Below are 25,666 nucleotides of genomic sequence, written 5' to 3'. Positions count from 1 at the left end.
GTTTTAAGATGAGGTTTCGTTAAGGTCCCCTAAAGACGATAGGGTAGATAGGCCAGACCTGGAAGCACTGTAAGGTGTGAAGGCTACTGGTACTAATTGACCACAACAAACACCAACACACCGGTTTAACTCAACAAAAGAGTAAAGAGAAGAAGAAACAGTCACTGTCGTGACCGCGTCCACTATGCAGTATCTGACACAACACCCGAAAGCACACCTAAGGGCCTGAATGCTTCGTATGTTTGTCGGTGGTCAATAGCTGCAGGGAAACGCCCGGTCCCATTCCGAACCCGGAAGCTAAGCCTGCACACGCTGATGGTACTGCAACCGGGAGGTTGTGGGAGAGTAAGTCACCGCCGACACCAAACAACAAACACAACAAAATACAGAAACAATGAAGCCGTAGAAGACAACGCATACTATAAAGTGCCAAGGTCTTCTACGGCTTCATTCGTCGTTTTGCCGCGATTTCCTGTGAAGCCAGGTTGAGGGCTATTCCGAATGATGTCCTGAAGAGCAAACCTTCTCGTTGCATCTGTGATACACTTACTCCCTCGATGGTTTGGGAGGAAGCGCATGTGGTTCGATGGTTATCATCAGCAATTTGGTAAACGCCTGGAAGAGTTTCACGCGGTTGCGATTCCTGCGATGCTCGCGGAACTCTCGCCAGAGCAGGAAGAGCAAGTCACTCAGGGTGCCAAAGAATTTCCGTTCGACGCGGTGCTAGACGTTTTAAACTCCAAGCACAGCTACGAAGACAAGGTTTCCCGAATACTGGCTATCAGCGGTACATGGATGAATGCTGCTTCCGGTAGCCAGTGGGCTCTAGGCCCATTGAGCAGCACAGCATACTCGGAACGGGTAGGCATTGGGGTTAGATGGGGTGAGATTGCATTCTCACCACTTTTGAATGTCGCAGAAAACCTTATTGATGCGTATCCGACTTGGCCAGGCGTGCTCAGGGAATTCGCTGAGAATCAAGAAGATGCCCGTGATTATTTCTCGCAACGGCTTAAGGAGATTTAGCGGTGTCTGACTTTTCTTCTGAAAGACCGCTAGATGTTTCTGGAACCAAGGTCTTATTCGGTATCGGCACCGCGCTGCCGGGCTCTGTGCTCTTGTCTATTTGGCGTGAAGGTGGCAGTGAGGGCTGGTGGGACGCTGCGACTGGTGCGGTCTTGATTCTGCTCGCAGTGATTCTTCTCGTTCGGGCTGCATTGAGGAAGGCGGTGCGTCGTCAAGCGCTGTGGGGCCTGCTATTTGTTGTCTACGGTATTCTAGGCGCGCTGCTTGTTCCGAGTGGTCTCAGCCGCTTCTTTACGGTGTGTGTCTGGGTTAATCTGATGAATTTCGTTTGGCTAACGCTGCGGCAGCGCGTCCGGATCTAAATTCCGGCTTTTTGTTTGCGGGTTGTAGAATAGGGCCGGTATTTCTGTGCTAGTTCCAACCAAGAAAGGGTAGGGCTGAATGTCGGAGCGCAATCACAATGGGCGAGGCGGACGTGACCGCAAGCCACGCAATAATAAGGGCCGGGACTTTAAGGGCGATTCCCGTAAGAAGAAGTCTTTTTCGCCGCAGCGCTCCGGTTACCGTGAGGAACGCATTAACCGTCGCATGAGTGACCCAGACATCCCGGCAGAGGTAGATGTCAACGACCTGGACCCGATGGTGCTGCAGGACCTGAAGTCGCTATCGAAAGAGAACTCCGAGGCCGTCGCTAAGCATATGATCATGGCTGCGACCTGGATGGAAGATGATCCTAAGCTCGCATTGCGGCATGCGCGTGCCGCTAAAGACCGCGCTGGTCGCGTCGCAATTGCCCGTGAAGTCAACGGAATCGCTGCGTATCGTGCGGGCGAGTGGAAGGAAGCGCTTGCTGAGCTGCGTGCCGCGCGCCGCATTTCCGGTGGCCCCGGAATGCTTGCAGTAATGGCGGATTGCGAGCGAGGCCTCGGTCGTCCGGAAAAAGCCCTGGAGCTAGGCCGTGCGGATGAAGCATCGGAACTTGATGAAGAGTCCAAGATTGAGCTGGCAATTGTTGTGGCCGGCGCTCGCCTAGACATGGGGCAAGCTGAGTCCGCGGTTGTCACCATTCAGCGCGCACATCCTGACCGCGATGCCCGGGGTGTAAGCGCGTGCCGTCTTGCTTATGCCTACGGTAATGCTTTGCTCGAAGCAGGCCGGAAGGAAGAGGCACGGGACTGGTTTGAGCACGCAGTTTCTATTGATGAAGGCGACTGGACCGATGCTGCCGAGCGCCTTGAGGAGTGCAAGTAGTGACGGTTCTCAGCAAGCACGACGCTCTGCTTCTTGATCTCGATGGCACCGTGTGGGAAGGCGGCCGCCCGCTTTCTAACGTGGTGGACGTCATCAACACCTGCGGAGTGCCGGCAGTGTATGTGACCAACAATGCTTCGCGCAGCCCACAGGCAGTGGCGGAGATGCTGGCGGACATCGGGCTTACCGCGGGTACGGAACAGATCGTTACCTCTGCGCAAGCGGTCCTCCAACTAGCGGCCGAAGAGGTCCCAGCTGGGGCAAAGCTGCTTATCATCGGTGCCGATTCCCTCCGTGACTTGGCCCGCGACATGGGCTTCAAGGTAGTCTCCAGCGCCGATGACAAGCCTGCTGCCGTAGTGCAAGGCTTTGACCGCTCGGTTGGCTGGGAACACTTGACTGAAGGTGCCTTGGCCATTCGCCAGGGAGCCAAGTTCTTTGCTTCGAATCTCGATACCTCTCTGCCGATTGAGAGAGGTCTTGCTGTGGGTAATGGTTCTCTGGTTGCCGCCATCCAGTCAGCCACTGGTGTAGAGCCGGTATCTGCTGGCAAGCCCGAGCCGGCCATGTTTACTTTTGCGGCAAAGCAAATCGGCGCGAAGAAGCCACTTGCTGTGGGCGACCGTCTGGATACCGATATTGCAGGTGGTAACTCTGCTGCAATGGATACCTTCCATGTGCTCACCGGCGTTTCTGGTGAGTTGGAGCTGATTGAAGCACCCGTGGAGGCACGCCCTAACTTTATTGGCGCAGGAATGCACGAGCTGGCCCTTCCTGTCTCCGTCGCTCGTCCCGGAGCACAGGGTGGATTTACGGCGCGGTGCGATGGCCATGACCTTCTGCTCGAGGGCGGAGACGAAAAGGCTACCTCCGTTCAGGCATTGCGCACCGTGTTGGAAGTTGCATGGGCCATGCCGTCCCCGCCACGCTATATTCAGCCGCGTAGCGAGCGTGCGGAAAAGGTTGTTGCGCAATGGCGGTAAAGCCGCACGACTTTCGAGCCGTCAAGGAGCCGGCAGAGATCGATGCGGAAGTAGCGGAGATCCTTGGAGAAGACGCAGCGGATTTGGCCGCTGAAGTAGATCAGCTTGATCGCGCTCACAATGTGTTGCGCGATGCATTGCAGGAGAATTAATGCCCCCACAACGTCGTAGGTTAGATGCGGAGCTGGTGCGCCGAAAGATTGCGCGGTCACGTGAGCAGGCTCGGGAGATGATTAAGTCCGGCCGTGTCACGGTTGGTGGCTTCAAGGCGCAGAAGCCGGCGTCGATTGTAGAGCCCGAGGTTTCCATCAAGGTAGAGGAAGCTGAAGAGGACAAGTGGGCTTCCCGTGGCGCTCACAAGCTTTTGGGCGCCTTGGCGGCGTTCGACGTCGACATGAATGGTCGCATCCTCGATGCCGGCGCTTCTACCGGTGGCTTTACGGACGTGTGCTTGGAACACGGTGCGCAGGAGGTGCTGTCTGTCGACGTGGGCTATGGGCAGCTGCTCTGGCGCCTGCAAAACGATGATCGCGTCACCGTTTTAGACCGTACGAATATCCGGAATTTAACGCTGGAGCTTACCGACGGCCCCTGCGATGGCATGGTAGGCGATTTGTCCTTCATTTCCCTCCGCTTGGTATTGCCGGCCATTGTGGATTGTCTGAAGGACGGCGCTTGGCTGTTGCCTATGGTGAAGCCTCAGTTTGAAGTGGGCAAAGAGCGCCTTGGAAGCGGTGGCGTGGTTCGTTCACCGGAGCTGCGCAAAGAAGTAACCAAGGAAGTCGCTGAATTTGCGTTGTCCCTGGGGCTTAGCATGCATGGGGCTGTGGCATCCCCGCTGCCTGGGCCAAGCGGCAATGTGGAGTATTTCCTGTGGCTGAAGAAGGACGGCCAGCCCACGGATCTGGCTAAAGTGGAAGAAATGATTGACCGCGCAGTCGAGGAAGGCCCGCAATGACCCGTGAAATCCTGTTGGCGCCTCATGCCAACCGCCAGCAAAACCTGGAAGCGACGTCGCGTGCAGCTGAGCTTTTGCAAGATGCGGGAATTACCGTTCGAGTATGCGCGGACGAAAAGGTACTGCCGGGATTGAAGCATGTACCTCACACCGAAGATGCGGCCGCAGGGTGCGAATTGGTGTTGGTTTTGGGCGGCGATGGAACCTTCCTCCGTGCCGCCGACATGGCGCGTGCCGTAGATATTCCGGTGCTGGGTATCAACCTAGGCCACGTGGGATTTCTCGCCGAGTGGGAAGTCGAATCTCTCGATCAGGCCTTGGTGCGGGTCATTGAAAAGAGGTACCGCATTGAGGACCGCCTCACCATTGATGTGTCCATCTTTGATGAGGAGGGAACCCTTCTTAACCGCAGCTGGGCTTTGAACGAGGCTTCGGTAGAAAACCAAAACCGCTCCGGCGTGCTAGATGCAATCTTGGAAGTTGACCGCCGGCCGGTGTCGTCCTTTGGCTGCGATGGCGTGCTGATTTCCACGCCCACTGGATCCACCGCCTATGCGTTTTCCGCAGGTGGTCCGGTGTTGTGGCCCTCTCTGGATGCAATTTTAGTAGTGCCGAATAATGCGCATGCGCTGTTTACCAAGCCTTTGGTTGTATCGCCCAATTCTTTAGTGGCCGTCGAATCGACGATGCGCACGACTCCCGCCACCGTGATTTTGGATGGCTTCCGCGAATTTGGGATGCCACCAGGGGCGCGTGTAGAAGTAGTGCGAGGCGAGCGTCCGGTGCGGTGGGTACGCTTGGATGACCAACCTTTTACTGACCGTCTAGTCTCGAAGCTGCGCCTGCCCGTAGAAGGGTGGCGCGGGCCGAAGGAGAAGTAGTGCTCGTCGATATTTCCATCAATGATCTGGGTGTTATTAGCCAGAGCTCTGCGGAACTATCCGCGGGCCTTACCGTGCTTACCGGTGAAACCGGTGCGGGTAAGACCATGGTGGTTACTGGTTTAAGGCTCTTAGCCGGTGGTCGCGCGGACGCCTCCCGGGTGCGCGATGGCGCGAAAAAGGCCGCAGTAGAGGGGCATTTTTCTTCCGCAAAGGACTCGATCCGTGAGTTGGTGGATTCGGTAGGCGGAGAGCCCGACGAAAACGGAGAATATATCGTTTCGCGCACAGTCTCCGCCGCGGGAAGATCGCGGGCCTATTTAGGCGGCCGTGCGGTGCCGGCTGCAACCCTGGGCGAGTTCGCGCGCGAGCTTATTACAGTCCACGGGCAGAATGACCAGCTGCGTTTGCTCGCGTCCGAGGAACAACTGGGTGCGGTTGATCGTGCGGATCCGAAATTGGCGCGTGTGCGAGAGCGCTATACCGAAGCCTTCAAACAGTGGCGCAGCCTCGCGAAGGACTATAAGAGGCGCACGGAGCAGCGCCGCGAGTTGGCGCAGGAAGTTGACCGTCTGCAATTCGCCGTCGATGAGATCGATGGCATCGCCCCAGAACCCGGCGAGGATGAGGAACTGGTGCAGCTGGTTCGCAAGCTGCAGGACGTCGATGGGCTGCGCGAGTCCGCGGAAGTTGCGTTGGCTGCGATCGACGGCACCGAGGAACTGGAAGAGGCCGCCTCGGCACTGCTAGGCCGGGCGGTTTCTGCCTTGGCGGGGTCCACCGATAAGGAACTGGCGGCCTTGGGCGAACGGCTCAGCGAGATCTCGACGCAGTTGGGCGATATCTCCGGCGAGCTCGGTGGGTATCTAGCCGGACTTCCGGCGGACCCACACCTGTTGGAAAAGTCCCTCCAACGACAGCAGGAACTGCGTACGTTAACTAGGAAGTACGCGGGGGATATTGATGGCGTGCTCGCCTGGCGCAATGAGGCAGCGGCAAAACTGGAGTCCATGGATACCTCCACAGAAGCCCTGGAGGAGCTAAAAAAGCAGGTCAAAGAAGCTGAATCGGTGATGATTGAGCGGGCAGGGGAGCTGACAAAGGGGCGTCGTAAAGCGGCGAAGGCTCTGGGCGAGCAGGTAACGCAGGAGCTCCACGGCTTGGCCATGCCGAATTCGACCTTGACGGTCGAGCTTACGCAGGCGAAATATTCTAAGTCCGGCGCAGACGCGGCCGAGCTGCAGTTGAATGGTAAGCCGATTGCCTCTGCTGCCTCGGGCGGCGAACTCTCCCGTGTCATGCTGGCCTTGGAGGTCGTGCTGGCGGACGAGGACGGCGCCACCTTGGTCTTCGATGAGGTCGATGCCGGCGTGGGCGGGCGCGCAGCGGTAGAGATTGGCCGCCGCCTGGCGCGCTTGGCGGTGCATAACCAGGTGATTGTGGTAACGCACCTACCACAGGTCGCAGCGTATGCGGATGCGCACCTGCATGTATCGAAGGAGAAATTCACCTCTGGCGTGGCCGAGCTGTCACAGGAGGAGCGCGTGGAGGAACTGGCCCGCATGCTGGCGGGGTTGGACGATACCGAGACCGGCCGCGCGCACGCGCAGGAGCTTTTTGACCGCGCACAGGAAGAAGCTTCCGCGCGCCTCACCCACTCGAAACCATAATCACGCCACAATAGGGCCCATGGCTCTGTTTTCCCGTAACCCCGAGCAGCCTGGTGCACTGCGCGATTGCACGCCAGGCGCTAAGGGGATGAAAAAATTTAGTGAAGGCGATGTCGCCGTAATTGATGCGGCCAATATCTCTCGCCACGAGGCTCAAACTCTCGTAGACCTTAAGCCCTCCGCAGTCATTAACGTGGCGGAATTTTCTACCGGCACGGTCCCTAATTATGGCCCGCACATGTTGCTTGACGCCGACATTACCCTCCTTGAAGGCGTTGGGCAGTCCTTTGTTTCCGAGTTCAAAGAGGGCAAAAAGGCGCGCATCGGGGAGGACGGTACCGTCTTTAGCGGCGATAAGGCGCTCGGCACCGGCCGCGTGGTAACCCGCGAGCGAGCAGAAAAGAACTTCACCGCGGCGCAGGGCGCGCTGATTGACCACATGGAATCCTTCTTTGGCAATTCCATCGATTTTATTAACTCGGAAGGCCCGCTGCTTATCGACGGCCTCGGTGTCCCCGCCTCCGGCTCCGAAATCGCCGGCCGCAAGGTTGTCCTCTTTTCGCCTACCGATAGGCACCGCGAACAGCTCAAGCAGCTACGCAACTTTATTCGCGAGTATGAGCCGCTGCTGATCGCAGTGGGATCGGCGGCAGATTCCTTGCTGACCCAAGGGTATAAGCCAGATTTCATTATTGGGGATCCCAATAGCGTGAGCGATGAAGCTCTGCGTTGCGGCGCCCGCGTAATCGTTCCTGCGGACCCAGAAGGGGAGGTAGAAGGCCTCGACCGCATTCAGGACCTGGGCATTGGTGCGATGACCTTCCCCGCAGCTACACGCTCAGGTACCGACCTGGGCCTGCTTTTTGCTGATTACCACGGCGCGGCTCTCATTGTGCAGACCGGCGGTGGGGTAGACCTCGATGATATCTTTGCTGACCGCACCAACCCCTCGGCCGTGCTGTCCCGCCTTAAGGCCGGTACCAAGGTGGTTGACGCCGATGCGGTGATTAATCTCTACAGTGCGCCTTCCTCCAACCTTGGCTGGCTGTGGGCAGTACTGGGAATCCTGGTTGCCATTGCGGCTGTCATCCTCATCGTCGGTTTCGGCGGCAGCCAGGACTTTGCTAGTAACCTCAGCGAAACCTGGTCCAGCCTCTTTGGGGGCGCATAGGCCATGGCAAAGACTGAGCTTGTAGCAGGCTTGGGCTTCGGCGCGGCCGTGGGCGTAGCCTTAGGCGCCCTAGTGATTGCGCCGAACTTGACCACCAGCATGGCAGACGACGATCCGATCCGCGAGGAGCACCGCAAGGTGGTCCAAGACAATAAGATTCTGCAGACCCAAAATGACGCCAGCGATAAGATCGTTGGGGATTCTGGGGCGGAAATGGTTGATGGAGCCTTGTCTCAGCGCCCAGTACTCATCGTGACCACCGATGACGCCAATGGCGGCGACGTGGACGCTATCCGGAAGCTCTTGAAGTCTTCCGATGCCACCGAGGCCGGCGAGATTAAGCTGACCAAAGACTTCTTGCGTCCCGAAACTAAGGACAAGCTGCTTCCCATCTTGAAAGATACTGCGCCCAAGAAGGCAGATATCAAGGACTTGGATTCGGCCGGAGCCCTTGGTGGTGAGGTGCTAGGCACTGCGCTGTCTATGGATCCTGAGAGCACGAAGCCTTTGGCTTCAGTGGACGAGCGTGCAGACGTGCTCCATAAGCTGCGCGACGAGGGCTTTATTGATTACGAAGATGGCACCATCGTTCCTGCCCAGGCCATTATCGTGGTCTCTGGTAATGGCCTGCGTGGTTACCCGTCCAGCGCGCTGGCAGAATTTGCCACCGGGTTGGATGATGTCAATGGGTCCGTGGTGTTGAGTGGGCGCACCAAGCAGACTCAAGATGATAAGGCGCTAGCCCAGGTGCGGGATCAGGACGCGGAGCTGTCTACGGTCGATAGCACCGAACGGGCAGTGGAGCGCATTGCGGTCATTCTGGCCACCCAGGAACAACTTGATGGTGGCCAGGGCGACTATGGCGCCACCGAAACTGCTGACTCCGCCTTGCCGGGAAAGGAATAGCCCATGGCGCATGATTTCAAGGTGCTTGATTCGCAGCTGCTTGTCGAAGCTCCCATTCTTGCCCTCCGCCGCGACGAGGTAGTCATGCCCGGCGGCGTTTCTGCCTCCCGGGAAGTAGTCGAGCACTTAGGTGCTGTGGCCGTTGTGGCAGTGGACTCAGACGAGCGTATTGCGATGGTGTATCAGTACCGCCACAGCGTGGGAAAGCGCCTGTGGGAACTGCCGGCGGGATTGCTCGACGTACGCGGTGAGGATGAGCTGACCGGCGCCCAGCGTGAACTGCAGGAGGAGGCCGGCCTGAGCGCGCAGACGTGGTCCGTGCTGACGGACCTTGTCACCTCGCCGGGTTTCTGCGAAGAAGCGGTTCGCGTATTCCTTGCCTCGGAGCTTTCCGACGTCCCCCGGATGGAGGCTACCGGTGACGAAGAAGCCGATATGGAAGTCGCCTGGGTGGGCCTCGACGAGGCCGTCGACAAGGTGCTGCGCGGTGACATCGTCAATTCCATTGCCTGCAGCGGTATCTTGGCCGCCTACGCTGTGCTGCGCGGCGACAAGCAGACCCGCAGCGTGGAGGAGCCGTTCGAACTTCGACCTACCTCAATGAGCTCCCGCCGCACGGGTGCGGACCTAAAGCAGCTGTGAGTGCGCTCGAAAACATAGCGCAGACGTGGCTTAATCATCTAGCAGTCGAGCGCGGCGTGTCCGCCAATACCTTGAGCAACTATCGCCGCGATGTCCGCCGCTACCTTGCGTGGCTGGGGGATAACGGGGTAGAGGACTTGCGGTCGGTGACGCGACCGATGGTGGAGGCTTATCTTAAAGACCTGCGCTCACACATGGCTGTGTCCTCAGCCAACCGAGCGCTCATCGTTGCTCGCGGACTGCATAAATTTGCCGTGTCAGAAGGCGTAGTGGACGTCGATGTTGCGGTTGAGGTAACCCCTCCGCCAACCGGGCAGCATTTGCCGGAGACATTATCGGTAGACGAGGTCACCGCCCTCATTGAAGCGACTCCTACTGAGACCCCAGTAGATGTGCGCGACCGTGCCCTGCTGGAGATGCTCTATGGCACCGGTGCGCGAATCTCAGAAACTATCTCCCTAAACGTTGATGACGTGTCCTCCGCGCAGGAGGTAATACGCCTGCGGGGCAAGGGAGACAAAGAACGGATTGTGCCAGTGGGCTCGCATGCCCGCCAGGCTCTCGATGCCTACTTGGTGCGGGCGCGACCGGCGCTGAGCAAAGGTAAGACGCCGGCGCTGTTTCTCAATACCCGCGGTGGGGCTCTATCGCGTCAAAGTGCGTGGACTGTGTTGAAGACTGCAGCGCAGCGGGCCCAATTGGGAAAGTCCATTTCTCCGCACACCTTGCGGCATTCTTTTGCGACGCACCTGCTTGAAGGCGGCGCAGATGTGCGCACCGTGCAAGAATTACTGGGACATTCTTCGGTGACGACAACGCAAATATATACTCACGTCACTGCCGATTCCTTGCGCGAGGTCTGGCGCACTGCGCACCCCCGTGCCTAAGAAAGGACCTATATGTTTTCAACTCGTGTAGCTGGTGCGGTGCTATCTACCGCATTGATTTTCCCAGCGGTGGCACACGCCCAGCTGCCTCCGGAAGTAGAGGCTGCCATTGCCGCTCCCATTTCGGTTCCTGCCGGCCAGACCACGACTGTAAGCCTGCCCGTGCCGGCCGAAGCCAACTACTCCGGCGATGGGTGGAACGTGTCTGCCTCAGGTACCTCCGCTACCATCACCGCCCCGGCAGATGGCGGCCAAATCTCGGTTCCTGTCTCCGCCCAAGGCATGAATGCAACCCTGACGCTGGTAGCCGATGGGTCGGTCGCACAGGAGGACATTCAGGAAGAAATTGACGGCGCGGAAGGCGGCCCGAACCCAGCGCCAGCGCCGGATCCGGGCTCTGATAAGCCGGCTCAAGGCGACAAGGCGCCAGCCGGAAACGATGCCGAGGGCGGAGATGACAGGCCCGTGCCGGCGAAAGAAGATAGCAACTTGCCTGTTGTTCCAGGCAAAAAGCCGGAGCGCAAGCCTGCTGGGGAAGCCAACCTTGACGGTGCGGAATACGTAAACCTCGAATCCAAAATCGAAGGCAATACTATTACCGCAAAGATGGGCCTCAAGCAGGCCTATGACCTCTACCAGCAGTTCAAGGACACGCAAGAAAATGACGTCACGCTGCGCTACCTCGATGGCGAGGGCAATATTATCCAAGGCGTAGAGCGTGACGTGGACGCCTCTTCTCGAACCCTCACGCTGACCTATCCGGAGGGCGAGGCGCCTGATAATCCCTTTATTATGCAGTTGCTACGCAATGACGGTTCTGGGGCCGCACTCATCGTCACGCTGCAGGACCCTAACTATCAATCCGCCGCGGAAAACCTCGATGAGCGCCAGCAAAAGGACCCCGAAGAAGACGGCGGCTCACATTTGGGCTGGATTATTGGAGGGGCAGCCGCGGCGGTACTCATCGCACTCATAGCTTTGGTGGCAATTCTCAAACGCCGTTCTAGTCAACGCTAAACGCTTGATATAGGCTAAGTCTCGGTACTTTTAACCTGTAACGGGTACGCTTTAATGACAACGTTGTAATCAACCCTAAGCCAAGTGTCATGGTCCGGAACTTGGCGTCAAGGAAGCAGGTGTGACTGTGAGCGAAGAGGGTCTATTTTCTGCCTCTGACGTAGAGGTGGGGCTGACCGGTCGTCCTATCCGTGAGCTACCGGAACCCGCACCCTTGGAAAAGCATGGGCCGGCCACCATCATTTCGATGTGTAACCAAAAGGGTGGCGTAGGCAAAACCACCTCAACCATCAATATGGGCGCCTGCTTGGCCGAGTATGGCCGTAAAGTCCTCTTGGTTGACCTTGACCCCCAGGGCGCGCTTTCGGCGGGGCTTGGGCTCACGCATGACGATATCGAGGACACCATCTATGACGTGATGCTCGATAGCCACACCTCTATTCATTCGGCTATCCAGCACACCGGGGTATCGGGCTTGGATCTGGTGCCGGCGAATATCGACCTTTCCGCCGCGGAAATTCAGATGGTCAATGAGGTCGGTCGCGAGCACACCCTTGCCCGCGCCCTGCGTCCGGTGCGCCGCGATTATGATTTCATCATTATTGACTGCCAGCCCTCCTTGGGCCTGCTTACCGTCAATGCCCTTGCTTGCTCACAGGGTGTGATCATCCCTATGGAGTGCGAGTTCTTCTCCCTGCGCGGTTTGGCGCTGTTGACCGATACCGTGGAAAAGGTTTCTGATCGCATTAACTTTGACCTTGAGGTCATGGGAATCCTAGTGACCATGTTTGATCGCCGGACCAAGCACGCCCGGGAAGTTATGTCCCGGGTGGTGGATTACTTTGGCGATAAGGTCTTTGACACAGTCATTACCCGGACCGTTCGGTTCCCAGAGACTTCGGTGGCCGGCGAGCCGATTACTACCTGGGCGCCAAGCTCCCCGGCCACACAGCAGTATCGGGACCTGGCCAAAGAGGTCATTGAGCGCTCGACCGTTTAAGGTATCGTGACCCAGCCGGAGATTACGGGCTTTCGCATTGCACTGCGGAATTTTGAGGGCCCTTTTGACCTGCTTTTGCAGCTTATTCAGTCCAAGAAGATGGACGTGACTGACGTTGCGCTGTCAGAAGTAACGGACGAATTCGTGGCGTATACGCGCCAGCTGGGAGAGTCCGCTGATCTGGATGAGACCACTGATTTTTTATTGGTGGCAGCTACGCTCTTGGATTTGAAGGCGGCGCGGCTTCTGCCGCGCGGTGATGTCGACGATATTGAAGACTTGGAACTGCTGGAGTCGCGCGACCTCCTTTTTGCCCGCCTGTTGCAGTACAAGGCTTATAAGCAAGCAGCGGACCAATTCGCCGTGTGGCAGCGCGAGGCACAGCGCAGCTATCCGCGTGCGGTTTCCATCGAGGAGAAGTTCGCCGAGCTTTTGCCTCCAGTTTCGCTCGGCCATACGCCGGCCAGCTTTGCCGAGCTAGCGGCCGGCGTGTTCCGCCCCAAGCCACCGGAGGAGGTAGCAACCGGTCACGTGCACTCCGTAGCAGTATCTGTACCGGAGCAGGCCGGCAAGATTTTGGAAACACTCAAGCTACTCGGTGCGGGCCAATGGACCAGCTTTGGTGCGCTAACCCGCGACTGTACGGTTTCTATGCAGGTGGTAGGCCGTTTCTTGGCCCTGTTGGAGTTGTACAAAGCCAAGGCGGTTGATGCACAACAAGAAGAAGCGCTGGGTCAGCTGGACCTATCGTGGACAGGCTTGGATGTTGACCCAGCGGTAGTTGCCGCAGCGAACTGGGACTAAGGCCGCTGCTGGATGAAATCCAGTGTATCGGGGGAGAGCTCGCGGTCGGAGTAGACGCGTACGTCTGGTTCCTCGGGGTTGTCCTCGGTGCCTATGCGGCGCCCTTCCCATACTTGTTGGAGCCCTTGCTTTTCGATGACCCGGATGGCCGCCGGGTGATTTGTGGTCACGCGGGCGGTAATGGGGGAGTTGGGGTCCACCTGGCGGATGCTCTTCACTGCCTCAGAGGTGATCTCGGTGGCAAAACCTGCACCCCAGTGGGCGGGGCGCAGGCGGTATTTGATGTCCCAGAAGTTTCCTTCTTCGACGAAGATTGCACCGCCGACGCCGACGAATTCCGAAGGATTGTGGCGCATATACGCGGCCCAAGGACCGAAGTGGTGGGCATCCCACGACTGGGAGGATGCTTGTGCGAGTGCGCGCGTGGTGCGGATGTCAGCAAAGCGCCCGTTCGGGCGGTGGCTCCAGATACGTCCGTCGCTGTAGACCTTGTGGGTCTCTTCGGTATTAGCGGCGGATAGCGGGATGAGGATGAGTCTGTCGGTGCGAGTGATAGTTTCCATGACAATATGTTAGCCGAGTCACAGTCGCAAGCGAAAGTGATTTGAAGAATTTTCAGCGATTTTTTCTTCTCCAGTAAACTCGGAGGCTATGGATCTTCCCCTCATCTCGCAGCTGCGTTCCCGTCTTGAGTCCATATTGCTCGTGCTCGACTCCCCAGCCTCTGTGGAGCTATTGGCGCGTGCGCTGGGGGCGGAAAGGGACGTTGTTAGTGATTGCTTACGCAGCATTCAGCGGGAGCTAGATAATCGCGGTTCTGGTATCGACCTGCGCGAGACCCAAGAGGGGTGGCGCTTTTATACGCGCACCGAAAATGCCGGTGCGGTAGAAGAATTTCTCTTGGATGGCGCCCAAACCAAACTCTCCCGTGCTGCCCTGGAGACTTTGGCGGTGGTGGCCTACCGTCAGCCCGTCACTCGCCAGCAGGTGGCGGCGGTTCGCGGCGTCAATGTCGATGGCGTAATGCGGACCCTTAACCTGCGCGGATTGGTCCGGGAGCTGCCGCAGGATGATTTTGAGGGCGCCGCACACCGGTACGAGACAACGGAATTGTTTCTCGAGTTATTGGGGATCGATTCTTTGGAGCGCCTGCCTGACTTGGCACCGCTGTTGCCTGACGTCGAGGCGATCGACGAAGAGTACTAGCGTGGGGTAGGATTGCCCAGGTAATTTCATATCTTCGAGAGAAAAGGACACGTACGTGACTCCTCCCGCTCGCCGTGACGGCACACCGGATAAGAAGCAGCGAGACAGTGACATCATTGTCTCCAATGCCAAGCCGGCCCGTCACCAGCATGTGTCAAAGAAAAAGCAGAAGGCTACCGCAGAATCCGTAGCCCGCGAATTGGGCGCCGATTGGCTGGTCGATGAAGACAAGCCCAAGGGAGAGCGCCTCCAAAAGGTGCTCGCCAAGGCGGGCGTCGCTTCCCGTCGCCACGCAGAAATCCTCATCGATGCCGGCCGAGTTGAGGTCAACGGCAAGATCATTGCCAAGCAAGGCGTCAAGGTAAACCCCTCCGTTGACGTCATCCGAGTAGACGGCGTGCGCGTCAACGTCAATGAGGAGCACGAATATTTCGTGCTCAATAAGCCGCGCGGCATGCAGTCAACCATGTCTGATGATCTGGGGCGCCCGTGCGTGGGTGACGTGGTGTCAGAAAAGGTCGCAGCTGGCCAACGACTCTTCCACGTCGGCCGCCTCGATGCCGACACTGAAGGCCTGCTCATCCTCACCAATGATGGCGAGTTGGCCAACCGCTTGATGCACCCCAAGTACGAGGTGACCAAGACCTACCTCGCCACCGTATTGGGTGAGGCCGATAGGAAGCTCGTGCGCCAGCTCAAGGATGGCATCGAGCTGGAAGACGGACTGGCAAAGGCCGACTTTGCACAGGTAGTTGATACCAACCAGGGTTATTCCTTGGTGCGTCTTGAGCTGCATGAAGGCCGCAAGCATATCGTGCGCCGCATGTTGAAGGAAGCGGGCTTCCCCGTGCAGCGCTTGGTGCGCACCAAGCTGCATACAGTCCAGCTGGGCGATATGAAGCCTGGCGGCCTGCGTGCCCTCAATTCCAGCGAGCTGACTAGCCTGTACAAGGCGGTGGAGATGTAATGATTTCTAATATGCCGAATGAGGGTCTCATCCTAGCCGTGGATGGCCCATCTGGAACTGGAAAGTCGACCACGTGCCGTGCGCTGGCCAAGCAGCTGGATGCAAAGTACGTCGACACTGGTGCTATGTACCGAGTGGCAACGCTTGCTGTGCTGCGTGAAGGCGTCGACCCTGCTGACACCGCCGCGGTTATTGCGGCTACGGCCAATCTGCCCTTGGGAGTATCCGATGACCCAGACTCCACCGAGGTTCTCCTCGGCGGCGAGGACGTCTCGCGCGTTATTCGCGAAGACGAAGTCACCCGTAATGTTTCCGCCGTATCTGCCATTCCGGAGGTGCGCGAGAATCTGGTTGCGCTGCAGCGCAAGCTTGCCCGCGAGGCTCACCGCGCGATTGTAGAAGGGCGTGATATTGGCACTGTGGTGCTTGCCGACGCCCCCGCTAAAGCATTCATGACCGCCTCAGCCGAGGTCCGCGCTCAGCGCCGCCAAGCCCAAAATGAAAAGGCGGGCATTGCTTCGGATTACGAGACGGTACTCGCAGATGTCCAGCGCCGTGATGCGGCGGATTCTTCCCGCAAGGCCTCACCTCTGCGCCCAGCGGAAGACGCAACCCTAGTCGATACCTCCAATATGAGCCCAGAGGATGTGCTGGAAGCTCTGATTAACGTGGTAAAGGAGTCTGTCAATGACTAATCACGATCCCCAGGAAGAGTCGGAGACTCAGTTCCATTACCCGGCCGGTAAGTTCGATGATGAGGTGGTAGAAGCCTCTCCTGGTTGGGCCGCCGATGATTTCAATACCGAGGAATTCGACTATGACTTCGATGACTCGGAGTTTGGTGAGGCTGATTATGGCGACGATTCGAACGCGGAAGAGCCTCTGAGCGAAGAGGAGTGGGAAGAACTCTCCCGTGCCTTTGGCGTGGAGTCCGATGACCACACGGAAGAAGCCCTGTGCACGGTGGCCGTAGTCGGTCGCCCCAATGTGGGTAAGTCCTCCTTGGTTAACCGTTTCCTTGGCCGCCGTGAAGCGGTGGTAGAGGACCACCCAGGCGTTACCCGTGATCGTATTTCCTACGTTGCGGACTGGAACGGTCAGCGCTTTTTGGTACAGGACACCGGCGGCTGGGATCCCAACGTGAAGGGTATCCATGCGGCGATTGCCCGCCAGGCAGAAGTAGCCATGGAAACCGCCGATGTCATCGTTATGGTGGTGGACACCAAGGTGGGCATCACGGAGACGGATGAGGTCATGGCTCGCCGTCTGCAGAAATCGCCTGTGCCAGTGATTTTGGTATCGAATAAGTTCGATTCCGATAATCAGTACGCGGATATGGCGGAGTTTTATGCCTTGGGCTTGGGCGATCCGTGGCCCGTATCCGCCCAGCATGGCCGCGGCGGTGCGGACGTGCTCGATGAGATTTTGCGGGTCTTCCCTGAAGAGCCCCGACAGACCGCGATTACCTCTGGACCTCGCCGCGTCGCATTGGTGGGCAAGCCTAATGTGGGCAAGTCCTCGCTGCTGAATAAGCTCACCAGCGAGGAGCGCTCCGTGGTCGACAACGTCGCGGGAACCACTGTGGATCCGGTTGACTCTCTAGTGCAGCTGGATGAGCAGCTGTGGAAGTTCATTGATACCGCGGGCCTGCGCAAGAAGGTAAAGAACGCGCAGGGGCATGAGTACTATGCGTCCTTGCGTACCCGCGGCGTTATTGATGCTGCCGAGGTCTGCATCATGCTTATCGACGCCTCTGAGGAAATCTCCGAGCAAGACCAGCGCGTGCTCAATATGGTGCTCGAGGCGGGCAAGGCTCTAGTGATTGCGTTCAATAAGTGGGACCTCATGGAGGAGGATCGCCGTTACTACCTGGACCGCGAGATTGATCAGCAGCTGAGCCACTTGCCGTGGGTCACGCGCGTGAATATCTCTGCGGAAACGGGCCGCGCGCTGCAGAAGCTGGAGCCGGCCATGATTGAGGCACTGGAGAGCTGGGATCAGCGTGTGTCCACGGGCCAGCTGAATAACTGGTTGCGGGAGGCTATCGCGGCTAATCCGCCGCCGATGAAGAATAACCGCCTGCCGCGCGTATTGTTCGCCACGCAGGCCTCGACGCAGCCGCCGACCATCGTCTTATTTACGACGGGCTTCTTGGACGCGGCGTATCGCCGCTACCTCGAGCGCAAGTTCCGCGAGCGGTTCGGTTTCCACGGAACGCCTATCCGCATCGCAGTGCGAGTGAGGGAAAAGCGCGGCAAGAAGCGCTAGCAGTATGCCCGTTACGCTGGGATTATAGCACTCAGGCGAGCGATTATTGCACCGAGACACGGTGTGAGAATTCGCTCGCCTTTCCGTTTATGTCCGTTCATGTGGGTCTGGATAGGATATAACCAGTCAAAAACTCTCTCGTGATGGAAGGCTCAGCATGTTAGCCAGCGTAATTGCGCCAGCTTCAATTCTGGCCATCGTGCTCCAGGTCATCATCATCCTCAGCGCCCTGCTATTGGGCACTCGTTATGGTGGCATCGGACTTGGTCTTATTTCCGGCATCGGTTTGATGCTCATGGTCTTTGTCTTCGGCCTCGCCCCGGGTGAGCCGCCGGTATCCGTGATGCTGACCATCATTGCGGTCATCGGCTGCGCCGCCACCTTGCAGCAGGCGCGCGGCCTCGAAGTGATGATGCAATTTGCCGAGAAGTTTCTCCGCGCCCACCCAGAGCGCATTACCATCCTCGCGCCGCTGACTACTTGGTTCCTGACGGTTCTTTGCGGTACGGGTCACGTCGTGTACACGATGTTTCCGATCATCAAGGATATTGCCCTGAAGAAGGGCATCCGCCCAGAGCGCCCCATGGCCGTGGCATCGACGTCGGCTCAGATGGGTATTACGGCCTCGCCAGTATCTGTGGCCACCGTATCCCTAGCGTCCATCATCGCGGAAAATGCCGGTGCTATCGACCACGCCTATTCCATTCCGCAGATCCTCATGGTGGCTATGCCCGCCTCGCTTGCCGGTGTCATTCTTGCCTCGCTGTGGTCGCTGCGCCGCGGCAAGGACTTGGACGAGGACCCGGCATTCCAGGAGCGAATGAAGGATCCGGAGTTTGCAGAAAGCATTCACCAATCCACCGGATCGCTGATGGATGAAGAATTTTCGCCAGAAGCAAAGCGTGCGGTGGTTATCTTCCTCGTGGCTATCGCCAGCGTGGTGGCGCTAGGTGCGTTCGAATTCCTGCGCCCCCTCGTCCCGGGTGAGGATGGCGAGTTGAGCCCGCTGTCGATGAACCTGGTTATCCAAATGGTCATGCTTGTTGCCGGCGCAATCATCCTGCTCACCTGCAAGCCAGACCCGAAGAAGATCGCGGCCACGCCAGTCTTTAAGGCCGGTATGACCGCAGTATTCTCCGTCTTTGGTGTGGCATGGATGGCAGATACCTTCTTCGAAGCCCATATCGATGCCCTGGAGTCCAACCTCGGGTCCGTGGTGGAGGCCGCCCCGTGGGCCTACGCCGTGGTGCTGGTCATCGTGTCCAAGCTGGTTAACTCCCAGGCCGCCGCCCTGGTTGCCATCGCTCCGATTGGCCTGCAGCTCGGCATCGATCCCGCCATTATCGTTGGTTTCTACGGCGCAGCATACGGCTACTTCATCTTGCCAACCTACCCTTCGGACCTAGCCTGCATCGGCTTCGACCGCACGGGAACTACCCACATTGGCAAGTTCGTCATTAACCACTCCTTCCTCGTTCCCGGCGCCATCTCGGTGTTCACCTCGTGCGTGGTGGGCTCGCTACTGGCGCAGGTCCTGCTCTAATCCGAATCCCGTACCAGCACGAAGGCATCCGTGCGGTACGGGATGCGTAGTTTTTGCCCCGGCTTAAATCCCATGTGCTCGTAGAGGTACCAATCCAGGTTGTGGGTCATACGTTCATGGATGTCTTCGCCATTGCGCAGCCAATAGGATCGGGTGTGCATCAGCTGGTGAAGCTGTTCGGGAGTTAATTCGTTCTCCCAGGTCAAGCGCAGCTCGCGGTCCAAAGACCACGGCGCCGTATAGTCCGGGTAAAAGCCTGGCTTATGTACATCGCCGGAGTGCATGATGCGAGACAGCCGCAGGATCCAGGGGTCCGCGTTGACGTCGAGCGTATTCCACACCAAGAGAATCTTCCCGCCCGGCGCGAGGACGCGGTCAAGCTCTGCACAGGCGGCTGGCACGTCGACCCAGTGCCAGGTTTGGGCGAGGCAGGCGGCGTCTAAGGAGGCGTCGGCAAGCGCGGTGTTTTCGGCCGTAGCACGAAGGACTGGCAGGCGGAGGTGGGCTGCGAGGATTCCAGCCATATCGGCGGAGGGCTCCAGAGCCAAAACCCGAGTATTGGGTAGGGACTCGGTGAGTTTTCCAGTACCAGCGCCAATATCGGCCACGGTATGGGCGTCAGCAATAAGGGCAGAAACCTCGTCCGGATAGCCGGGGCGCACATCGTGATAGGTGCTCGCGCCGCGGCGGAAGGCCTGGGCAGAAGCGGTACGTTGCGCGGCATCGCGGAAGCCAGGGCCTTGTCTAGTGGAGGCCTTGCGGTAGCTAGGGAAGTGGCTGGGATCGGGGCGGTGAGTCGACATAGCCCATCTAACCTACCGCGAATTAGAATGGCAGCCTATGAGGACACTTCCTGCACCATCAGATCCCAGGTGGCTGCTAAAGACCGTCTTTTCTCGTCCGGCACTCACTGTGCCGGCCGCACTCTGCATGGCTGTCTCTTTTCTGCTTAACGGATTGACTCCAGTGATCGTGGGACATGCCATTGATGAAGCTGTGTCGAAAGGATCCGTCGACCGACTAGGCATGTGGCTGGTGGTATTGGGGGCAGCTTTTGGTCTTAATGCCATAGCCGCATGGTTTGGACGCGGCCTCAACGCGCGAGCCATGCTAGTAATTGGGCACGATGTCCGCATGGCAATCACGGATAGGATTCAGGATCCGCGGGGCATCGCAGGTGAGCCCCGCAGCGCCGGCGAGCTGCTTGCCATCGCCTCCACAGACGCACGGCGCGTGCAGAATGCCGTCATGATGACGGTCTTTCCCGTCGCTGAGATCACCGCCATTGTGTATGTGGCGATCATGGCTAGCCGTATTAACCTGCCTTTAGGCATCGCCATTTTGTGCGGCGGTCCGCTCATGGTGTGGGGCTCAGTGCGCGCGGCAAAGCCTCTGCGTACGCGTTCCGGAATCCGCCAAGCGGCGTTGGCGAAGGCCAGCTCCATGGCCACCGATGTGGTCCAAGGCCTGCGGATCCTTAAGGGCCTGGGCGCTGTAGCCACAGTGAGTAGGCGTTATTCCGCGGTGTCTGGTGCCGCCTATGTGCAGACGGTAGAAGCCAATGGTGCCCAAGCGCGCCTTAATGCGACTACGGAGATTTTGGGCTCGGTTCACGTCATTGCAGTGGGCATTGGCGCAGGGGCGATGGCCGTGCGTTCCATGATTAGCGTAGGTGAACTCATTACGGTCATCGGCCTTACGCAGTTCATTATCACCCCGATGACGATGCTGGGCCGAAATATCGCCTCGCGGTGGGCGGCCGCACAGGCAAGCGCTGAGCGCATTACCGCCCTCCTTGCCGCCCCCGGGGTGGAAAAGAGCGAACCGCAGGTTCCAGCCCTCGCTCCTGGGGTCAACGTGGTACCCGAACCTGTTCCAGAGGATCTCGTCTTCTTGCCGCGCGAGCGATTCTTGGTTGTTCCACACGAAACTATGCTTTTCGAGGGAACCGTGCGGGACAATATTCATCCGGATAGCGCGAGTGCACAACGAGCCCTCTACGTGGCTGCAGGGGAAGATATCCCGGGCGGGTTGGATCGCGAGGTGGGAGAGGGCGGCCGAAACCTTTCTGGTGGACAGCAACAGCGCGTGGCGCTGGCACGAGCCCTTGCTGCCGACGCAGAGATCTTAATTTTGGCCGATCCAACTACCGCGGTGGATTCGGTGACCGAGCAGGAAATTGCCCAGCGGGTGGCGTATCACCGCGGGCCTAAGCCCACGCTTGTCTTCACCACCTCGCCGGCGTGGGCAGCAGTGGGGGCGGAGCTATGATGCGGTTTCCTACGGCCTCCTGGCCCCAAGTGCGTAAGGAAGTGGGCCGCCAGCTTTCCGACGTCCCCGGTGCCCGCCCCCAAGCCGCAGCGGCCTTAGCCTTGCTTACCGCAGGCGCCGGTAGCAATGTAGCGATCCCCATCTTATTGGGAAAGATCGTTGATGCTGTCATTACTCAGGGCGCCATTGTGCCCATCGGCATCTCGCTGGTGCTGGTGGCCGCGGTCTCCGCACTGTTTTCTGCAGCGGGGTTCTATGTCCTTTCACGCCTGAGCGAAAGAGTGATCTCCGCTTTGCGGGAAGATATGGTCTCTACCGCTCTTCGCCTGCCTACCCACCGGGTGGAGGAAGCCGGCACTGGGGATTTGGTCTCTCGCTCTACCGATGATGTAGCAGAACTATCGGCTGCCGTAACCGAGACCGTCCCCGTGCTGGCGAAATCTGCCTTCGCCATCGCAACCACCGGGGTGGCACTAGTCAGCCTCAACTGGCAATACCTACTGGTAGTAGGCGCAGTTACGCCGTTATATTTCATTGCTGCGCGCCAGTACCTGCAGCGCGCTCCACAGCGCTATACCGACGAACGCGCTGCCATGGCGGAACGGGCACGCAGGCTCCTGGAGGCAATTCGCGGGCGAAAGACTGTGCGCGCCTTTGGCATGGAAGACCAGATGCACGTCGGGATTGAACGTGCCTCCGCCGAGGTGGTGGACAAAGGGTACGCCGCGCGAAGGACAATGATGGTCCTGCAGCTATGGATGACGGTCATTGAGTTAGTCATGCTGGTCTGTGGTCTGGTCGTTAGCTTTTGGGTGGTGCAGGCTGGGGCGCTCACCGTTGGCGCAGTCACCGCGGCCATGCTCCTTCTTATTCGCTTGCGCGGTCCGCTCATGGGATTGATGCGGGTCATCGATACCGTTCAATCCGGCTATGCCTCCCTGTCTCGGATAGTTGGGGTGGTTATGGATCCGCCACAGGCGGTGCCAGACTTTGGCGCCCCGACCCCAGGTGGAGTTGCCGAATTAAAAGAAGTGAGCTTCAGCTACGAAGACGGCGGCTGGGCCGTTAGGGACGTAAACCTTAAGTTTCCTGCTGGACACACCGTAGCTTTAGTGGGAGCTTCTGGTGCGGGAAAGACCACGGTCGCAGCTCTTCTAGCCGGACTGCGAGTCCCGGCTACCGGAACAGTCTTGGTGGATGGAGTAGAGGTATCGGCCCTTTCTGATTCCGAAAGGGTGGCGCGTTTAGCGATGATTTCCCAAGAGGTTCACGTATTCTCAGGAACCCTGCGCGAAGATTTGTCATTGGCCGCCCCGCAAGCCTCAGACGCACAAATGGAAGATGCACTACAGCGCGTCGGCGCACAGTGGTATCTGCAGCTAGAAGAGGGCCTAGATACGGTCATTGGTGCTCGGGGAATCCACCTTGACCCAGTAGCAGCGCAGCAACTAGCGCTGGCGCGAATATTGCTTTTAGATCCCAAGATCGTCATCATGGATGAGGCCACCGCAGAAGCCGGATCGGTGGGGGCAGGAGCTCTGGAAGAAGCCGCCGTAGAGGTCACCCGTGGGCGAACATCACTGGTAGTGGCGCACCGATTAGATCAGGCCGCACGAGCCGATAGCATCGCCGTGATGGATAACGGGCGGGTGGTGGAGCAAGGCAGTCACCACGAACTGTTAGATTATGGTGGCCGCTATAAGCAACTATGGACCGCATGGCAGAAGGGACGACAAAGATGAACGCGAGGTCGCTACGGGCCGTGGTCGGTGCGGTAGCAGTGAGTTTCCTTGCGGTTGCCGGCGCATCATGTTCGGCCGATTCGCCCGACTCCGCGCCCCAAGCAGTCCCAACTGAGACGAAAAACCTAGGGATTCCAACCTCCGCACCGCTGAGTGGACCCGAGCCAGGAAGCTATACCACCGTTAATCTTCCCTCGGGCCGTTCCTTCATCCTCAGCGTGCCCAAGGACTATACGGGGGATAAAAAGTGGCCCATCGTCCTGGCCTTTCCAGGCTGGGGACAATCTGCCGAAAATCTCCGCGGCTATTCCCGCCTCGATGCCGCTGATGCCATCACCGTTTTCGCGGAAGGCAAAAAGAAGGCATGGAGCCCTGCTCCCTATGCCAAGACGTCAACAGCAGAAGACAAAAAATTTGTTCGCGACATCATTGGTGCCGTTCGAGCAACATATCGGGTAGATGACTCCCGAATTTTTGCCACCGGCATGTCGAACGGCGGCGGGTTTGCCGCCTACCTGGCCTGTCAGATGCCCGATGTCTTTAAGTCCGTAGCTACAGTTTCCGCTGCCTACTACAAAGATATTCTCAAAGACTGCGCTCATTCCCCCGTCGGGCGATTGGATATGCACGGCACCGTGGACCCCGTGGTGGGTTACTACGGTGGAACGCGCCATAAGACCAAGTATTATTCCGTGGAATCCGTGCTGGAACAAGACCGTAAACGTAATGGTTGCTCTACCAAGGTCGATACGACCCGCCTGGTTAACAATGCACTCGATATGAAGTGGAGCGGCTGTACCGCACCGCTGGAACACATTCGTATCGCCGGAGGCTCACACGTATGGCCTGGTGGTACAGCAGATGCGCACAATGAAGTAGGTAAATTCTTCGCTACCGATCGCGTCCTAGACTTCTTCGGCATTCCCGGTCGCCCGTCTGGTACCGCACAGACTTAGTCCGGTCTATAGACCTGAAAGGATGCGCCTGGAACCTTGCGCACCCTTTCAATGCAAATATCTGCAACGGTAGAAAAGCCCGTGCGATGAGCAGCGCTACGCGGGGAGGTAGGCTCTGGAATTTGCACAAGGTGAAAAGACCGAGTGCCCCCATCGTCGTTATTGAGTTCCACTACCGCCTGTGCAGTGGTGCCGGAGCCCGCAAAAAAGTCAAGGACGCGCGCATCCTTTCCACCCGCAATGGAAATGAGGTGCTTAATCAAGCGCACCGGTTTGGGAAACTCGAAAACACCCTCTAGCCCCATGACGTCCTCAGCATCGCGCCGGCCAGTGCGGGTCACCCCAAAGCGCTCCCCGTCCAAGATGGAGCGTGGGCGCGCTCCCACCTTTTGATAGTTCTTGGTATAGACAAAACCTCGCCGGAAGACGAGCTCATCGAAGCGCTGTTCAACCTTATCTCGGCCCCAGCGCCAACGGGCGACTTTTTCTTTTCCCACCGGCTGGTCCGGCCAATATTCCTTGCCATCGGGCCCGGTGATAGGGAAGTCGAGGGAGGGAAGGTACCCAAGGGTCTTAGAGTCCAAACGCACCAAGGAGTACTTCCCTTTGTCGTCCTCATGGTTGTATTTCGTGGAAGTATAGCCTTGGAGATCGACATTGAATCCAGGATTATCAGGAGTACGGGCGTAGCACAGAATATATTCGTGCTCTACCACTGCGTACTTAGAATCATTCTTGCCGGTTCCTGCCTTCTTCCAAATCAATTGGCCAGCAAAGCACTCCTCTCCAAAAACTTCATCGAGTACCTTGCGCGTATTGGCCACTTCGTCTTCTCCAATGGAGACAAAAATGAAACCTTGTGCGGAAAGTACGTCTCGGGCCAAGATGAGTCGGGGAAGCATCATCGACAGCCATTGCGAGTGCCATTCTGCATAGCTTCCGGAACGCATTTGACGGCGTAAACGATAGTTATCGCGGTAGACAAAGTCTTTGCCGGTATTATAAGGCGGGTCGATATAGATGACGTCAAAGAGTTCCCCGCGGTTGGCAAGCCCTTGCAGAACCGGAAGGTTATCTGCCGCAATAATCGCGTTGTCCGTGTCGCAGGCTGTGCTGAGCGCAGAATCACGCGTGAAACGTTGCGTCAGCGGCGCGCTGGCGGCTGCTCGGGCAGCCTCTTTGCCCGGCCATACTAAGCCAAAGAATTCCGTTGCCGCCTCCGAAGTGGACGGTGGCGCTGGGGTAGTTGAAGCCATGGTGCGAAGCCTTCGTTGGTAAATCGTCGATACCGTCTAACGCTATCATTTGCAAGACTGAGGAAAATTGGCCTGAAGCTAAATTGTGCACCCTGATTTTGCTTATACTTCGCTAGGGAAGGGCTAAAGCAGCAGGCCTTATTGGGTGTTCGATAGGCTGCGGAGCATCTGGATGCCCCCTGAGAACAATCGCGCTGTGGGGCGGCAGAATATTTGGTCTAGTGACCAAAGAGACTTTTCGGTGGCATGTTGGCCCAAGTG

The 25,666-nt window shown here is 58.1% G+C and carries 26 protein-coding genes and 2 rRNA genes; 25 read left to right on the top strand and 3 right to left on the bottom strand.

Annotated elements, in window-relative coordinates; translation table 11 throughout:
• The 17 genes from MHY13_RS07125 to MHY13_RS07045 all read left to right on the top strand — a co-directional run.
• Positions 1 to 116, top strand: a 23S ribosomal RNA gene (locus MHY13_RS07125); the annotation flags it as partial.
• 128 nt (positions 117 to 244) lie between these two features.
• Positions 245 to 362 (top strand): 5S ribosomal RNA (rrf, locus tag MHY13_RS07120).
• Between the two features lie 214 nt (positions 363 to 576).
• Positions 577 to 1,026: a hypothetical protein gene (locus MHY13_RS07115; RefSeq protein ID WP_239282551.1), complete on the top strand. Its 450-nt coding sequence runs from the start codon at positions 577 to 579 to the stop codon at positions 1,024 to 1,026.
• A gap of 2 nt (positions 1,027 to 1,028) precedes the next feature.
• Positions 1,029 to 1,388 (top strand): hypothetical protein, encoded by a 360-nt coding sequence (locus MHY13_RS07110; protein ID WP_239193853.1) that lies wholly within the window; start codon positions 1,029 to 1,031, stop codon positions 1,386 to 1,388.
• A gap of 79 nt (positions 1,389 to 1,467) precedes the next feature.
• Complete coding sequence (locus tag MHY13_RS07105; protein ID WP_239193855.1) at positions 1,468 to 2,277, top strand: tetratricopeptide repeat protein; 810 nt, start codon at positions 1,468 to 1,470, stop codon at positions 2,275 to 2,277.
• Positions 2,277 to 3,260: an HAD-IIA family hydrolase gene (locus MHY13_RS07100; protein WP_239193857.1), complete on the top strand. Its 984-nt coding sequence runs from the start codon at positions 2,277 to 2,279 to the stop codon at positions 3,258 to 3,260. Before MHY13_RS07105 ends, MHY13_RS07100 begins: the two co-directional genes overlap by 1 nt.
• Positions 3,251 to 3,412, top strand: coding sequence for a hypothetical protein (locus MHY13_RS07095; RefSeq protein ID WP_005324658.1), 162 nt, complete (start codon positions 3,251 to 3,253; stop codon positions 3,410 to 3,412). Before MHY13_RS07100 ends, MHY13_RS07095 begins: the two co-directional genes overlap by 10 nt.
• The gene (locus tag MHY13_RS07090) at positions 3,412 to 4,218 is read left to right on the top strand and encodes a TlyA family RNA methyltransferase (protein ID WP_239282549.1); all 807 of its coding nucleotides are present in this window, start codon (positions 3,412 to 3,414) and stop codon (positions 4,216 to 4,218) included. The genes MHY13_RS07095 and MHY13_RS07090 overlap by 1 nt, the downstream gene beginning before the upstream one ends.
• Entirely contained in the window at positions 4,215 to 5,099 is an 885-nt protein-coding gene (locus MHY13_RS07085; RefSeq protein ID WP_239282547.1) for an NAD kinase, read from the top strand. Before MHY13_RS07090 ends, MHY13_RS07085 begins: the two co-directional genes overlap by 4 nt.
• Positions 5,099 to 6,769 carry a DNA repair protein RecN gene (recN, locus tag MHY13_RS07080; RefSeq protein ID WP_239282545.1) on the top strand — a complete coding sequence of 557 codons (1,671 nt, stop codon included), beginning with the start codon at positions 5,099 to 5,101 and terminating at the stop codon, positions 6,767 to 6,769. The genes MHY13_RS07085 and recN overlap by 1 nt, the downstream gene beginning before the upstream one ends.
• Positions 6,770 to 6,779: 10 nt before the next feature.
• The gene (steA, locus tag MHY13_RS07075; RefSeq protein ID WP_239282557.1) at positions 6,780 to 7,940 is read left to right on the top strand and encodes a putative cytokinetic ring protein SteA; all 1,161 of its coding nucleotides are present in this window, start codon (positions 6,780 to 6,782) and stop codon (positions 7,938 to 7,940) included.
• 3 nt (positions 7,941 to 7,943) lie between these two features.
• On the top strand, positions 7,944 to 8,846 hold the full coding sequence (locus MHY13_RS07070; RefSeq protein ID WP_239282543.1) for a copper transporter: 903 nt from the start codon (positions 7,944 to 7,946) through the stop codon (positions 8,844 to 8,846).
• A 3-nt stretch (positions 8,847 to 8,849) separates the two neighbouring features.
• Positions 8,850 to 9,488 carry an NUDIX hydrolase gene (locus MHY13_RS07065; protein WP_239282541.1) on the top strand — a complete coding sequence of 213 codons (639 nt, stop codon included), beginning with the start codon at positions 8,850 to 8,852 and terminating at the stop codon, positions 9,486 to 9,488.
• A complete protein-coding gene (gene xerD, locus MHY13_RS07060; protein WP_239282539.1) occupies positions 9,485 to 10,375 on the top strand; it encodes a site-specific tyrosine recombinase XerD in 891 nt (296 codons plus the stop codon). Before MHY13_RS07065 ends, xerD begins: the two co-directional genes overlap by 4 nt.
• Positions 10,376 to 10,387: 12 nt before the next feature.
• Positions 10,388 to 11,392, top strand: a complete 1,005-nt coding sequence (locus tag MHY13_RS07055; RefSeq protein ID WP_239193867.1) for a hypothetical protein — start codon at positions 10,388 to 10,390, stop codon at positions 11,390 to 11,392.
• Positions 11,393 to 11,519: 127 nt separating this feature from the next.
• Positions 11,520 to 12,392: a ParA family protein gene (locus MHY13_RS07050; RefSeq protein WP_204611443.1), complete on the top strand. Its 873-nt coding sequence runs from the start codon at positions 11,520 to 11,522 to the stop codon at positions 12,390 to 12,392.
• Positions 12,393 to 12,398: 6 nt separating this feature from the next.
• On the top strand, positions 12,399 to 13,196 hold the full coding sequence (locus tag MHY13_RS07045) for a ScpA family protein (RefSeq protein WP_204609166.1): 798 nt from the start codon (positions 12,399 to 12,401) through the stop codon (positions 13,194 to 13,196).
• On the opposite strand, the gene MHY13_RS07040 is transcribed toward MHY13_RS07045, so the two are convergent.
• Positions 13,193 to 13,759, bottom strand: a complete 567-nt coding sequence (locus tag MHY13_RS07040; protein ID WP_204609163.1) for a GNAT family N-acetyltransferase — start codon at positions 13,757 to 13,759, stop codon at positions 13,193 to 13,195. The two genes, MHY13_RS07045 and MHY13_RS07040, sit on opposite strands and share 4 nt — an antisense overlap.
• A gap of 88 nt (positions 13,760 to 13,847) precedes the next feature.
• On the opposite strand from MHY13_RS07040, the gene scpB reads away from it, so the two are divergent.
• The 5 genes from scpB (at position 13,848) to MHY13_RS07015 (ending at position 19,180) form a co-directional block, all read left to right on the top strand.
• Complete coding sequence (gene scpB, locus MHY13_RS07035; protein ID WP_239193869.1) at positions 13,848 to 14,402, top strand: SMC-Scp complex subunit ScpB; 555 nt, start codon at positions 13,848 to 13,850, stop codon at positions 14,400 to 14,402.
• A 55-nt stretch (positions 14,403 to 14,457) separates the two neighbouring features.
• Positions 14,458 to 15,369 (top strand): pseudouridine synthase, encoded by a 912-nt coding sequence (locus MHY13_RS07030; protein WP_204609158.1) that lies wholly within the window; start codon positions 14,458 to 14,460, stop codon positions 15,367 to 15,369.
• The gene (cmk, locus tag MHY13_RS07025; RefSeq protein ID WP_150850985.1) at positions 15,369 to 16,064 is read left to right on the top strand and encodes a (d)CMP kinase; all 696 of its coding nucleotides are present in this window, start codon (positions 15,369 to 15,371) and stop codon (positions 16,062 to 16,064) included. The genes MHY13_RS07030 and cmk overlap by 1 nt, the downstream gene beginning before the upstream one ends.
• On the top strand, positions 16,057 to 17,637 hold the full coding sequence (der, locus tag MHY13_RS07020) for a ribosome biogenesis GTPase Der (protein WP_204609156.1): 1,581 nt from the start codon (positions 16,057 to 16,059) through the stop codon (positions 17,635 to 17,637). Before cmk ends, der begins: the two co-directional genes overlap by 8 nt.
• A 157-nt stretch (positions 17,638 to 17,794) precedes the next feature.
• Complete coding sequence (locus tag MHY13_RS07015) at positions 17,795 to 19,180, top strand: anaerobic C4-dicarboxylate transporter (protein WP_239282537.1); 1,386 nt, start codon at positions 17,795 to 17,797, stop codon at positions 19,178 to 19,180.
• Here MHY13_RS07015 and MHY13_RS07010 read toward each other — a convergent pair.
• Positions 19,177 to 19,983: a class I SAM-dependent methyltransferase gene (locus MHY13_RS07010; RefSeq protein ID WP_239282535.1), complete on the bottom strand. Its 807-nt coding sequence runs from the start codon at positions 19,981 to 19,983 to the stop codon at positions 19,177 to 19,179. The genes MHY13_RS07015 and MHY13_RS07010 overlap by 4 nt on opposite strands.
• A gap of 127 nt (positions 19,984 to 20,110) precedes the next feature.
• Here MHY13_RS07010 and MHY13_RS07005 point away from each other — a divergent pair, with 127 nt between their 5' ends.
• From MHY13_RS07005 to MHY13_RS06995, 3 genes are read left to right on the top strand one after another with little or no spacing between them, the layout of a single operon-like run.
• On the top strand, positions 20,111 to 21,451 hold the full coding sequence (locus MHY13_RS07005; RefSeq protein ID WP_367398076.1) for an ABC transporter transmembrane domain-containing protein: 1,341 nt from the start codon (positions 20,111 to 20,113) through the stop codon (positions 21,449 to 21,451).
• Entirely contained in the window at positions 21,451 to 23,193 is a 1,743-nt protein-coding gene (locus MHY13_RS07000) for an ABC transporter ATP-binding protein (RefSeq protein WP_239235429.1), read from the top strand. Before MHY13_RS07005 ends, MHY13_RS07000 begins: the two co-directional genes overlap by 1 nt.
• Positions 23,169 to 24,149 (top strand): PHB depolymerase family esterase, encoded by a 981-nt coding sequence (locus MHY13_RS06995; protein WP_239282533.1) that lies wholly within the window; start codon positions 23,169 to 23,171, stop codon positions 24,147 to 24,149. The genes MHY13_RS07000 and MHY13_RS06995 overlap by 25 nt, the downstream gene beginning before the upstream one ends.
• Here MHY13_RS06995 and MHY13_RS06990 read toward each other — a convergent pair.
• Complete coding sequence (locus MHY13_RS06990; RefSeq protein WP_239235391.1) at positions 24,146 to 25,405, bottom strand: site-specific DNA-methyltransferase; 1,260 nt, start codon at positions 25,403 to 25,405, stop codon at positions 24,146 to 24,148. The genes MHY13_RS06995 and MHY13_RS06990 overlap by 4 nt on opposite strands.
• Positions 25,406 to 25,666 lie beyond the last annotated feature (261 nt).

It is taken from the genome of Corynebacterium sp. ACRPE, from assembly GCF_022347435.1.
GTDB lineage: Bacteria > Actinomycetota > Actinomycetes > Mycobacteriales > Mycobacteriaceae > Corynebacterium > Corynebacterium tuberculostearicum_D.
Note: the sequence above shows the minus strand (reverse complement) of the source record. Positions and strands in the feature narration are given on the sequence as shown.